Source organism: Paracoccus sp. 228, assembly GCF_000967825.1.
In the GTDB taxonomy this organism is placed as follows: domain Bacteria; phylum Pseudomonadota; class Alphaproteobacteria; order Rhodobacterales; family Rhodobacteraceae; genus Paracoccus; species Paracoccus marcusii.
Map to the genome: position 1 here is coordinate 113,562 of NZ_JYGY01000006.1, position 12,099 is coordinate 125,660.

The following is a 12,099-nucleotide window of genomic DNA, read 5'->3' on the forward strand; positions in this document are numbered from 1 at the left end:
AACCCCGGCGGGCAGGCGGTGCCTGCGCGAACGCTTTGACGGGGCCGCGTTCGGGCGTAGCATCCGGGGTAGGGGCGCGATCAACGGGGCGTGTCGATGATGAAGGCGATGCTTGCGGACCGCGCCGACGTCGCCCTGCTGGCGGTTGCGGTGCTGGGCCTGCTGTCCGGGCTGGGCCTGATGGCGGCGGGTTGGCCCGATGCGGCGGCGCTTGCCTTCGGCGCCGGCGTGATCCCCGTACTGGCGGCCCTGCTGGCCCAGATCCTGCTCAGCCTGGCGCGCCGAGAGGTCGGATTGGACATCGTGGCTGCGCTGTCCATGTCGGCCGCACTGATCTTCGGAGAGACGCTGGCGGCTGCGGTGGTCGCGCTGATGTATTCGGGCGGCACGTTCCTTGAGGGTTTTGCCGCAGGCCGCGCCCGGCGCGAGATGACCGACCTGCTGTCCCGCGTCCCCCGCACGGCGACCCTGCATCGGGGCGATGGCCTGGTCGAGGTCGCGCTGGACCGGATCGGGCCCGGCGACCTGCTGCTGATCCGGCAGGGCGCGGTCGCCCCAGTGGACGGGACGGTGGCGGGTCCGGGCGCGTTGCTGGACCAGTCGGCGCTGACCGGCGAATCCATGCCCCTGCGCCGGACGCAGGACCAGGAGGTGATGAGCGGGTCGACTAATCTGGGCGACGCGTTCGACCTGCGCGCCACCCGTCGGGCTGCCGACAGCACCTATGCCGGCATCGTCCGCCTGATGGAGACCGCGCAGGCGTCCAAGGCGCCGATGGCGCGTCTGGCCGACCGGTACGCGATGCTGTTCCTGGCGGTCACGGTGACGCTGGCGACCGCCGCGTGGTGGGTCACGGGCGATCCGATCCGGGCGGTGGCGGTCCTGGTCGTGGCAACGCCCTGTCCACTGATCCTGGCCGTGCCGGTGGCCCTGGTCGCGGGGATGTCGCGGGCGGCGCATTTCGGCGTGCTGATCAAGGGCGCAAAGCCGCTGGAGGCGCTGGCCGGCATCCGCACGCTGATCCTGGACAAGACCGGCACCCTGACCCAGGGTCGCCCCCGGATCGTGTCTGTGCAGCCGACGGGCAGCCTGTCCCCCGACCAGATGATCCGTCTTGCCGCGGCGCTGGACCAGGCCTCGGGCCATCCGATCGCGCAGGCCATCGTCGCGGCAGCGGCGGGGACGCCGTTGCCGGTGCCCGCGGCAGTGGTGGAAACCCCGGGCGAAGGCGTGGCGGGCATCGTGGACGGTCATGCGGTCGTCGTGGGCGGCACCGATTTCGTCTTGGCGCAGCTGGGCCTTGCGCCCACGGACGCGCCCCTGCGCGACGAAGGCGCGGTGGTCGTGTCCCTGGGCGTCGATGGCGTCCTGGCGGGGCACCTGGTCCTGGCGGACGCGTTGCGGCCGGGCATGCCCGCGTTGCTGGCCGGGCTGCGCCGCCGCGGGATCGGGCGCATCCTACTGGCCACGGGCGACCGACGCGCGGTCGCGATGGCGGTCACGCGCGGGCTTGGGCTGGACGATGTGCAGGCCGGGCTAAGCCCGGACGACAAGGTCCGGCTGGTGCTGTCCGCACGCGGATCGGGCCCGGTGATGATGGTGGGCGACGGGGTGAACGACGCGCCCGCGCTGGCCGCCGCCGATATCGGGGTTGCGATGGGCGCACGCGGGGCCGCCGCCTCGGCGGAGGCGGCGGATGTCGTGCTGCTGGTCGATCGGCTGGACCCGCTGCTGCCCGGCATCGAGATCGCGCAGCGCGCGCGCCGCATCGCGCTGCAAAGCGTCGTGGCGGGGATCGGGCTGTCGAGTCTGGGCATGATCGCCGCTGCCCTGGGCCATCTGTCCCCGGTGCAGGGCGCGATCCTGCAGGAGGTGATCGACGTGGCCGTGATCCTGAACGCCCTGCGCGCCCTGCGGATCGTGCCGGGACAGGGTGACCCGGCGTCGAAGGTGGCGGCCTGACGGGGTTGCGGACCACGGGTGTTGCCGTCCTGCCATGCCCGATGATCCGATGCCGCCCCGCCATCCGACCTGTACCTGCGTCCAGTAGTCACGGCGCGGCAAACCGGCGATGGTCCGGCATGACCATTCGCGACGCGACCCCTGCATTCTGGACCAAGGCCAGCCTGGCCACGCGCTTTGCCGTCGTGGGCGGGCTGGTCCTGGCGGTGTTCATGGCGCTGGCCGCGTGGCTTCTGACGGACCGGATCCGGCAGGTGGTGGTCCGCAACACGGCGACGGCGGCGGCGCTTTATATGGACAGTTTCCTGCACCCGCTGGTCGAGGATCACGTCGCCGGAACCGCCCCGTCCCCCGCCATGCGCCGCGCCCTGTCCGAAGTTCTGCCGGCGACCGAGATGGGCGGCCGCATCCTGTCCTACAAGGTCTGGACGCAGGGCGGGCTGATCATCGCGGCATCCGACCCTGACCTGATCGGCCGCACGTTCCCCCTGTCCGAGGAGCTGTCCCAGGCCTGGGCCGGACGCATCGCCGCCATCTTCGAGGATGACGCCGAAGAGGAGGACCGCGCCGAACACGCGCTTGGGATGCCGCTGCTGGAGATCTACAGCCCCATCCGCGCCGACTGGACCGGAGAGATCATCGCGGTCGCCGAACTCTATGTCGCCGATCCTGCGCTCAAGGCGGACCTGCAGGCCGCGCGTCTGACGGCGCTTGCGGGTGTGGGCGGGGGCGGGCTGTCCCTGGGGCTGGTGCTTTACGCCATCGTGCGCCAGGGCAGCCGGACCATCGACCGCCAGCGCCGCGACCTGGACCGCCGGCTGGCCGACATGCGCCGCCTGTCCGAGCGCAACGACCTGCTGCGCCTGCAGGTCCAAGAGGCCGCCGGGCGTGCCGCCGCCACGACCGAGGGCGGCCTCCGCCGGATCGGCGCCGATCTGCATGACGGGCCGGCCCAGGACCTGGCCTATGCCCGGCTGCGGCTGGACGCGCTTGCGCGCACCCCCACCCCGGCGCCGGACGAGATGGCCGCGATCCAGCAGGCGCTGGACCGCGCGATGGCCGAGATCCGCCAGATCTCCAAGGGCCTGGTCCTGCCGGAACTGGCGCATCTGCCCGCCGAGGCGATCGTCCGTCTGGCGGTCGAGGCGCATCAGGCGCGCGTTCCGGCCCCGGTCGCGGTGCAGCTTGAGACGGACGGCGCGCCGCCCCTGACGCCGGGCCTGCGCATCTGCCTTTATCGCTTTGTCCAGGAGGGGCTGAACAACGCCGCCCGCCATGCCGGCGGCGCGGATGTCGCGGTGCGCCTGCAGGGCAGGGCGGGGATGCTGCGCTTGACGGTTGCGGATGCGGGTGCGGGTCCTGCCGCGGACCATGCGCCGGGGCTGGGCCTGCAGGGATTGCGCGACAGGGTCGAATCGCTTGGCGGCCGCTTTGGACTGGAGCGGCGCTGCGGGCGCACGGAATTGTGGATGGAGGTCGAGACATGAGCGGGCATCGGGTTGTGGTGGCGGACGATCATCCGCTGTTCCGCGAAGGCGTCGCGCGCACGCTGCAGGAAAGCGGCCGCTTTGCCGTGGTGGCCACCGCCGCCTCGGGCGCCGAGGCGGTCGAGGCGGCACGCAGCCATGCGCCGGACCTGGTGCTGCTGGACCTGTCGATGCCGCAGGGCGGGCTTTGGGCGCTGGAACGCATCGCCTTGCTGCAGCCCGCGCCGGTGATGGTCCTGCTGACCGTGTCCGAGGACGGCGACGCCGTCTTTGCCGCCCTAGAAGGGGGCGCGCGGGGCTATCTGCTGAAGGGCATCGGCGGGGCCGAACTGGTCGCCACGCTGGAACGGGTGATGCAGGGCGAAAGCCACGTCGCCCCGTCGCTGGCGGCGCGGATGCTGGCGCGGATGCGCAGCCCCGTGCCCTCGTCCCGCGATGGCCTGGACCTGCTGACCCCGCGAGAGGAGGAGGTCCTGCGGCTGGTGTCCGAAGGCCTGTCCAACAAGGAGATCGCGCGGCGTACCGACGTGCAGGAACGCACGGTCAAGCACCACATGACGCAGATCCTGCAGAAGCTGCACCTGCGCAACCGGACCGAGGCCGCGCTTCTGGCGCAAAAAGAGTGGCGCAACGGCTAGCGTTGCGCCACTCGGTGGGGTGGCCGGGATCAGCGGCTGAACGCGGACAGACGCTGCATGTCCTCGGTCGTGGCGCGCCGTTCGACGACGGTGCGGCCCTGGGCGTCCTTCAGCTCGTATCGCCCGTTCTCCAGCTCCTCGCGCCAGCCGTCGGCATAGGAGACCTCGATCCCGCGGGCAGATCGTTCGATCTCGGTCGGGCGCGACCCCGCGGCACCCCCGCCGACCGTGCCGCCACCCGCCGTGCCCGACGGACGGTCGTCGCGGCCACGGCCATGCCCGCCGTGATCGTCCGAATGCCCGTCATCGCGACCCCGCCCCCGGCCGCCGTGGTCGTCACCCCCACGATCGTCGCCACCGCGTCCGCCGTGATCGTCACCGCCGCGATCATCGCCACCGCGCCCGCCACTGTCGTCACCGCCCCGGTCGCCGTCCTTGGCGAAGGCCATCGCGGATGTCAGCCGCAGGCCCGCATCCGGGTCCAGCCGGACCGATACGGGGGCGGCAATCGCCGCGCCCGCCAGCAGCAGCACCGCCAGCCGCATCCGAAAGGGGCGGTTCGTCATGTGAATGGTGGGGATCATCGTATCTCTCCGCAACGGGGGCCGTCCTGCGGCCGTTGAACACCCCTGCATGAAACCATATCCGCGATCCCTGCGGATCGTACCAAGGTCCGGTACAGGGAAACGCAAAGGTCCCTCGGAATGCCCCGACCCTTGTCCTCCCGCGGCCGCGGCCGCCGTCCGCCCGCGCGTAGCGGCACGGGCTGTCGGACGAACCGGACCGCAGACCTGCACTCGACCCGATGGTGCGTCGCTGAGTCTTTTTGAACTGACGCCCGAAAGGGTCATTCGCGCGCCGATCATTCCCGCCACCGGCAATCCGCACCGAAGCTGATGGCAACAGGGCAGGACAGGCCGCTGCATGATCAAATGGTGGTCCGTCGTCCTTGGATCGAACGAGGAACGCCCGTTATGGCCGGTGCGGCACGCTGACCGCGGTGATCATCGCTGCGGCCGGGAGGAACAGCGTTACGCGCCGCCCTGGTTCCCGTCCGCGGCCGAGGGAACCGTCATGCGCCCTCCGTCCGCCAACCGTTCCGGGGGTGATAGCGCGCGTCGATGCGCCCGGCGTCCAGCGTCAGAAGATGCAGCCAACCGTTGTCGAACAGCGCGGCGACCTGCGGATGGCGGGCCAGGACCGCATCGACGGCCGATGTCCGCGCGTCCAGCATCACCGTCAGCCGCAGGGGATCGTGCACGGGGCGGGTGCCGTCATGGACCGCCTGCCATGGCAGACCCGCGCGCAGCCGCCCGCCATTGCCCTCGACGACGCCGATGCCGCCGGTCACGTTGTGGATCAGCTTGTTGCCGCCGCCGAACAGCGGGGCCGCCACGGTCGATCCGTAATATTGCAGGCTGATCCAGCTGGCCACGACGACCGGGGCCGTCAGGACCAGCTCCAGCACCTTGAAGTCAGGGTCCAGCGCTCGGTCATAGCTGTGCAGGAAGACGCGCCCGCCAAGGTCCAGGCCGCGCGTGGTGGCGCGCGGTGCGGCGATGAAGGCCGCGCAGCCGGCAAGCCCCCATTCGGGGCGTGTTTCGGCCCAATTGGTCGCGCGGGCGGCGATGGTCGCGGGCGTCGCGCCGGGCAGGCGCTGCGCCCGCTCGGCCCGGGTCAGGGCGCCTGCGGCGGCCAGCCAGTCCGTCGTGCGGACCAGGTCGGGCGCGTGGCCGGCCGGGGCGTCGTCGGCAAAAAGCGTCACGCGGTCGGTCGTGGTGTCGTGCAGGGCGGCCACGAACAGCGTGTCGTCGGGCAGCGCGATGCCGTGGGCGGGCAGGGCGGCACGGGTGTCGGGATCGTTCAGCAGACCCGCCAGCACACGGGCCGAGACCTCTCCACTGCGCCCGCCGCAGGCGCCGCAGTGATAGGCGCTTTCATGGGGATTGTTCGTCACCGACGCACCATGCCCGACCAGCAGGACGACCCGCGCCTGCCCCCCCACCAACCCCATCGCGCGTAGCACGCCGGCCACCATTGCCCCCTTTTCGGCGGGGTCCATCGGCGCGGACAGGTGCGGTGCCGCGGTGGCGGTGGGTGTCTTGGCCCGGCCAAGCGCGCCCTGCAGCAGCTTCATCCCGTATAGCGGGCCGGCCGCCTCGACGAAGGCAAAGGAGGACACGGCCGCCTGCCGGAACCGGCCCCAGGCCCGGGCGGTGCGGGCCACGATGCGGGCATGCGCCTCGGCGTCGTCGGTGGTGCGGTCGCGGGCCGACAGCGACGGGGCCAGCAGCACGGGCAGATGCGCCTCGGCCAGGTCGCTGCCCCGCGGCCGATAGGCCAGCGGCAGGCCGAAGAACCCGGCAAAGCCCAAGGTTTCCGCATCGGGGGCGACCCGTTCCAGCGCGCGCCGGAACACCTCGGACCGCACGTCGATGCAGAACACCGCCTGCAGGGCGGGACGTGCGGCGGCCGGGCGCGGTGCGGACAGTTGCGCGATCAGCCCGCGCTGATAGGCGCGTTCGGATGCCTCCTGCAGGATCGCGTCGACCACCTGGTCGGGCGACGGTTCCAGGGGCCGGGCATGGTCCCGGACGATGCCTGCCCAGCCCTCGGCCAGATCGGGGGCATGGGCCAACAGCGCCTCCTCCCAGATCAGGCGGATCGCCAGCAGGTCGGTCAGCGTGGTGTCGGTGCCGCCCGCCTGTTCGGCCTGCCAGGACAGCCAGCGCGCATGCTGCGCCCAGCCCCCCAGATCGACCAGCAGCCGGTGAAACGCCGTCGGGGCGGCATCGGGCGTCAGGCCCAGGCTGGCCGCGGCGCGCAGGATGGCCCGGTCGGGCGTGTCGGGCGCGGCGGCGACATGCGCGCAGAACCCCCGCAATCCGGCAATTTCGGGGGTCAGGTCGTTGACCGCCCATTCCCGCCACGCCGCAAAAGCGCCCAGGCCGGGGGCGGGCGTCCACAGCGCCTGCCCCTGATCGAACCGGCCCGCGGCCCACAGCCCGATGCTGCGGGCGATGATCTGGGGCCAGTCGATGCCGTGGCGGCGTGCGGCCAGATCGGCCAGCGTCGGCAGCGCCCTGGGCGCGGGGGCCGGGGCGTTCAGGCGCAGCTTTAGCGTGGCCAGATCCACCGGCTTCAGCGGCGAGGCGCAGGCGATCAACGCCGCCGCCAGGTCGTCGTCGCTGATGCGACCGGCGGCGACCAGGGCGCGGAAGTCTTCGCGCGGACGGATCGGCGACAGGCCCGCGACGCGGGTCAGCCGGGCGGCGGCCTGGGGCAGGTCGTCGTCGGTCTGGCCCAGGAACGGGCTGACGGCCACGGTCGCCGCCAGGGGAAAGGCCGGCGGGATCGCGGCCGCGGCGGCCGTCGCGGCGCCCAGCAGGCCGGCGGCGTGATCGGTCATCAGGTTGGAACGGTCAAGGAACATGAAAGCCTCCGCAGGGGACGATGTCGGGGATCAGTTGGGCCGGGCGATGCGAAATCCGCCGATCATCCGGTCGAAGAGGGCGTTGATGTACAGCCCGTTGGCCAGGTGGACGCGCAGGGCGGCCGTCGCCGGATGGTGCATCCACAGCGGGAACAGGGCCTGTGCGACCGCGATCAGCCCGAACGAGACCAGCACCAGCGCGATCAGAGCCCATTCCAACGCGCCAGGAACCGGCGGCAGCGGCAGAGACGACCCCCACAGCCTGTCCGCCAGAAGGTGAAAGCCGAAATATCCCGTGGCCGTCGCAAGCGAGGCCACCGCCGTGCGCTGCGTCAGCGCGCGTGGTGCGGCATCGGCCAGGCCCTGGGCCACCAGATAGGCCGTGCCGAAGATCAGGATCGCGCCAAGGGCCAGCGCCTGCGCCGACTTGGTCCCGCCGATCGCCCAGAAGACCAACGCGACGACCGCGTAGAGGACCAGCGCCATCCCGAAGGCGCGCGCCACCGCACCCGCGCCGGGCACCGCGACCGGTCCGGGCCGCCGGGCCGCCGCCACCGCCCGGACCGCCTGTCCCGACGCCAGGAAGGCATGGGCCTTGTACAGCGAATGGGCCACGACATGCAGCAGCGCAAGTGTCCACAGGCCCAGCCCGCATTGCAGCAGCAGGAACCCCATCTGGGCGACGGTGGACCAGGCCAGCGCCGTCTTGACCGCGCTTTGCGTCAGCATGACCATCGCGCCCAACAGCGCCGACAGGCCGCCCAGCAGGACCAGCGCCGCCATGGCGCCGGGGACCGCCTGCACCAGATCGGCGGTGCGGATCAGCAGCAGACCGCCCGCGTTGATGATCCCCGCATGCAGCAGCGCCGAGACGGGGGTCGGCGCCTCCATCACCTCGGTCAGCCAGCCCTGCACGGGAAAGGCCGCCGTCTTGAGCAGCGCGACCAGAACCAGGGCGGCCACCGCGCCCTTCGCGGCCAGGGGCAGCGGGCCGGCCGTCGCGGCCGCATTGATCGATGCCAGATCGGTCGTGCCGAACGCCACCCAGGTCAGGACCACCGCCACGACCAGCACCGCATCGCCCGCGCACCACACCCAGGTGAACTTGGCCGCGGCGCGGCGTGCGGCCGGACGGTCCGGATAGAACAGCAGCAGGTCGCGCATCGCGATGCCGATGGCGCCGAGGCACAGCGCGATCAGGATCAGATCGCCCGCCATCGCCAGGACAAGCACGGCGGCCAACGCGACCAGGATGCCGCCCTGCGCCCGTGCGGCGCGTGCCTCGCCCACAAGATAGCTGCGGCAATAGCGCAGGACGATCCAGCCCACGAAGGCGACCAGCACGGAAATTGTCGCCCCGACCGCGTCCAGCCCAAGGCGGATGCCCGGCGCCAGCGTCAGCGATTGCGGCCCGGTCAGCAGAAGCTGCACCGTGCCCATCAGCGCCAGCGCCAGGGCGGCAAGGCCCGCGGCCTCGGCCAGGCGCGGAACGGATCGGGCGCGGGTCGGCACCGCGGCGGCAACAAGCAGGAGGGGTCCGAAGAATGTCAGCGGCAGGATCATGGCGCGGGCTCCGATGAAAGGGTCCCTGTCGGATAGCCTCTGGCCATGCTTCTGAAAATTACATATTCTGCGGCAAAACGTTCTGTCAGGTCGAACGATGCTGAACCTTCATCACCTGCGCCTGTTCCGGGCCGTCGCGCTGGACGGCACGCTGACGGGCGCCGCGCGGCGGCTGAACCTTTCGCAATCGGCCCTGTCATCGCAGGTGCGCGTGCTGGAGGCGGCCCTGGGCCACGACCTGTTCGAACGGCGCGGCCGCGGCTTGGTCCTGACCGAGGCCGGCCGCATCGCGCTGGATCATGCCGAAGCGATCTTTCGGACCGCGGACGATCTGTCCGCCACCCTGCGCGAGACGGGGCGCGGGCGCCGCGCGCTGCGGATCGGGGCGCTTGCGACGCTGTCGCGGAATTTCCAGATGCAGTTCCTGCGCCCGTTGATCGGACGCCCGGATGTCGAGGTGGTGCTGCGGTCGGGGATGCAGGCCGAGCTGCTGCGCGGCTTGGAGGGCCTGTCGCTGGACGTGGTGCTGACGAACCATGCCCCGGCGCGCGATGCGGCCAGCCTGTGGTTGGTGCACCGGCTTGCCGACCAGCCCGTCGGCCTGATCGGACTGCCCCGCCTGGTGGGCAGCGGCCGGTCGCCGGACGAATTGCTGCGGTCGGAACCGCTGGTCCTGCCGGTGCCGGAAACCGCCCTGCGTGCCGATTTCGACGCGCTGATGGCCCGGTCGGGCATCGTGCCGCTGATTGCCGCCGAAGCGGACGATATGGCGATGCTGCGTCTTCTGGCGCGCGACGGTGCCGGTCTGGCCGTGATCCCGCCCATCGTCGTGCGGGACGAGTTGCAGGCCGGCACCCTGATCGAGGCCGCGCAGCTGGGAGGCATCAGCGAGACGTTCTATGCCGTGACGCTGCAGCGCCGCTTTCCCAACCCGCTGCTGGCAGAGGTCCTGACCGGACAGGACGCGTCGGGGTCCTGAGGCGTCCAGCGACCGGGCCGGGGACGATCGGATGCAGCCATTTGGGCGGGAGGGTGTTATGCCTTGATGCGTTGCACCGGCGGGGCAGGGCCATCAGCCCGCATGACCGCCCTGTTCACCGCATGCGCTGCCGGACCGTTCAGCAGATCGGGCCGGAACAGAGAGAGGGAACGCCATGGACGAGGACCACCGGATCTCCCGGGCCGCCGCGCCTGCCAAATGCGGCGATGTCGCCGAGGAGTTGGCCTATCGCCTGCGCCAGCAGAAGCTGACGGCCGCCTTCGGGGAATACGCGCTGCGCGCCCGCGACGTGACCGACATGCTGCAGGAGGCGTCGCGCGTCTGCGCGCTTGGCCTGAACAGCCAGTTCTGCAAGGTGATGGAATACCTGCCTGCCGAGGGCCGCTTTCTGGTCAAGTCCGGAGTCGGCTGGAGGGACGGGGTCGTGGGGCATGCCCGCGTCGGTGCCGACGCGGAAAGCCCGACGGGCTATGCCTTCCAGACCGGAGAGCCGGTCATCTCGAACCACCTGTCCAAGGAAACGCGGTTCCGCACGCCCAGCCTACTGGCGGAACACGGCATCCGGCGCGCGATCAACGTGCTGATCCAAGGCGACGGCGACCGGTACGGCGTTCTCGAGGTGGACATCCCCAACGAGGGGTGGTTCAGCCCGGCCGACCTGGCCTTCCTGCAGGGTTTCGCCAACCTGATCGGGGTGGCGCTGGAACGGCACCGGGTCGAGGAGGCGCTGCGTGCCAGCGAAGCCCGGCTGCAGGACGCCCTGACCCATCAGGAGATCCTGACCCGAGAGATCAGCCACCGCGTCAAGAACAGCCTTGCGATGGTCGCGGGCCTGCTGGGCATGCAGCGTCACGCGATCTCGGACCCGGGGCTGGCGCGGGTTCTGGACGACGCCCAAGGGCGCGTCATGACCATCGCGCAGGTGCACGACCAACTGTGGCGCGCGAACGAGGTCCACATGGTCGACCTTGCCCCGTTCATGGGCGCGCTGTGCACCCAGCTGCGCGAGGCGGCCGGGCCGGGGCTGTCCCTGGAATGCAACTTTGCGCCGGTCAAGCTGGTCACCGACCAAGCTATCCCGTTGGCCCTGCTGGCGAACGAGCTGGTGACGAATGCGTTCAAATATGCCTATTCCAAGGCTGGTGGGTCCGTTCAGGTCACTATCCGCGTCACCGATCCGGGCCTGCTGCGGCTGACGGTCTGCGACCGGGGCCGGGGCCTGCCGGCCGGTTTCGACGCGGCCGAGGCCAGCAGCCTGGGCATGACGCTGATCGCGGGAATGGCGCGCCAGCTGCGCGGCCGGTCCGAATGGCGGGACGCGCAGCCGGGCACGTGCTATGTCTTGGACTTCGCCGCGCAGCAGGATGCCTAAGGAGGCTGGCGGTCGAGTTGGTGCAGCCGGTCATCGGTCACCCTGCGGGTGATCGGTCGATCAGGTCCTGGGTTGGGCGGGCGGCGCCATTATCGCTTTGGAAGACAGTTACCTTGGTAGATAGTTGACCAGCGCCAGCACCGTCAAAAGCGGCAGATGCGACAGCACAAGTGGATGGATGACAATGTCACCCTAGACGCAAACCACGCTGGCTTCGACAAGCAGGCCGATTTGGTGGCCGTGGACATGCCATAATTGAATATCACGATTATGCTGAGGTCCAAGGCGTCTTAGCTGACCTTCTGCGCAGTGAACTGTAGGATGGGGGAAGGATCGGGATCGCCGATTCAGTGTCCTTGAAGCAGCCGACGAGCAGCAGCACGTAGTTGATCAACGGGGCCATAATCGCATCCTTGAAGATGGCGAGGGTGTTCGAGGTCGCCGACGCCGCGATCCCCGTGACCGCCATCGCGAAGCGTGAGGCCGCCTACGCCGGAAGCAACGTAATGGCTGCGGTCAACTTGACGGTCTCGATCAGGACGCCGGGCAGGGCCTCGAGGGACACGTGACTTGTGTCACAGGGGTCTTGATTGGACTACAACTTCACACAGATGCATCCGTATGAGGTTAGACGGTCGGTTCGA

Annotated in this window: 8 protein-coding genes; 5 read left to right on the plus strand and 3 right to left on the minus strand. The window is 70.7% G+C overall.

What is annotated here, in order from left to right; all coding sequences use genetic code 11:
* Positions 1-99: 99 nt before the first annotated feature.
* From SY26_RS17280 to SY26_RS17290, 3 genes are all read left to right on the plus strand, one after another.
* Complete coding sequence (locus SY26_RS17280) at positions 100-1,962, plus strand: heavy metal translocating P-type ATPase (RefSeq protein ID WP_046001654.1); 1,863 nt, start codon at positions 100-102, stop codon at positions 1,960-1,962.
* Positions 1,963-2,081: 119 nt separating this feature from the next.
* On the plus strand, positions 2,082-3,449 hold the full coding sequence (locus tag SY26_RS17285; protein ID WP_046001551.1) for a sensor histidine kinase: 1,368 nt from the start codon (positions 2,082-2,084) through the stop codon (positions 3,447-3,449).
* The gene (locus tag SY26_RS17290) at positions 3,446-4,087 is read left to right on the plus strand and encodes a response regulator transcription factor (protein WP_046001552.1); all 642 of its coding nucleotides are present in this window, start codon (positions 3,446-3,448) and stop codon (positions 4,085-4,087) included. The genes SY26_RS17285 and SY26_RS17290 overlap by 4 nt, the downstream gene beginning before the upstream one ends.
* A 29-nt stretch (positions 4,088-4,116) precedes the next feature.
* On the opposite strand, the gene SY26_RS17295 is transcribed toward SY26_RS17290, so the two are convergent.
* The 3 genes from SY26_RS17295 to SY26_RS17305 all read right to left on the minus strand — a co-directional run bounded on the left by SY26_RS17295 (position 4,117) and on the right by SY26_RS17305 (position 9,083).
* Positions 4,117-4,671: a hypothetical protein gene (locus SY26_RS17295; protein WP_052715347.1), complete on the minus strand. Its 555-nt coding sequence runs from the start codon at positions 4,669-4,671 to the stop codon at positions 4,117-4,119.
* A gap of 488 nt (positions 4,672-5,159) precedes the next feature.
* Positions 5,160-7,496 (minus strand): DUF2309 domain-containing protein, encoded by a 2,337-nt coding sequence (locus SY26_RS17300; protein ID WP_046001656.1) that lies wholly within the window; start codon positions 7,494-7,496, stop codon positions 5,160-5,162.
* A 54-nt stretch (positions 7,497-7,550) separates the two neighbouring features.
* The gene (locus tag SY26_RS17305) at positions 7,551-9,083 is read right to left on the minus strand and encodes a proton-conducting transporter membrane subunit (RefSeq protein WP_046001553.1); all 1,533 of its coding nucleotides are present in this window, start codon (positions 9,081-9,083) and stop codon (positions 7,551-7,553) included.
* Positions 9,084-9,180: 97 nt separating this feature from the next.
* On the opposite strand from SY26_RS17305, the gene SY26_RS17310 reads away from it, so the two are divergent.
* On the plus strand, positions 9,181-10,062 hold the full coding sequence (locus tag SY26_RS17310) for a LysR family transcriptional regulator (protein ID WP_046001554.1): 882 nt from the start codon (positions 9,181-9,183) through the stop codon (positions 10,060-10,062).
* 175 nt (positions 10,063-10,237) lie between these two features.
* Positions 10,238-11,455: a sensor histidine kinase gene (locus SY26_RS17315; RefSeq protein ID WP_046001555.1), complete on the plus strand. Its 1,218-nt coding sequence runs from the start codon at positions 10,238-10,240 to the stop codon at positions 11,453-11,455.
* Positions 11,456-12,099: the final 644 nt, after the last annotated feature.

Coding starts and splice junctions, on each gene's coding strand:
- SY26_RS17280 (WP_046001654.1), top strand. CDS start 100: ATGAAGGCGATGCTTGCGGACCGCGCCGACGTCGCCCTGCTGGCGGTT.
- SY26_RS17310 (WP_046001554.1), top strand. CDS start 9,181: ATGCTGAACCTTCATCACCTGCGCCTGTTCCGGGCCGTCGCGCTGGAC.
- SY26_RS17315 (WP_046001555.1), top strand. CDS start 10,238: ATGGACGAGGACCACCGGATCTCCCGGGCCGCCGCGCCTGCCAAATGC.
- SY26_RS17295 (WP_052715347.1), bottom strand. CDS start 4,671: ATGATCCCCACCATTCACATGACGAACCGCCCCTTTCGGATGCGGCTG.
- SY26_RS17290 (WP_046001552.1), top strand. CDS start 3,446: ATGAGCGGGCATCGGGTTGTGGTGGCGGACGATCATCCGCTGTTCCGC.
- SY26_RS17285 (WP_046001551.1), top strand. CDS start 2,082: ATGACCATTCGCGACGCGACCCCTGCATTCTGGACCAAGGCCAGCCTG.
- SY26_RS17305 (WP_046001553.1), bottom strand. CDS start 9,083: ATGATCCTGCCGCTGACATTCTTCGGACCCCTCCTGCTTGTTGCCGCC.
- SY26_RS17300 (WP_046001656.1), bottom strand. CDS start 7,496: ATGACCGATCACGCCGCCGGCCTGCTGGGCGCCGCGACGGCCGCCGCG.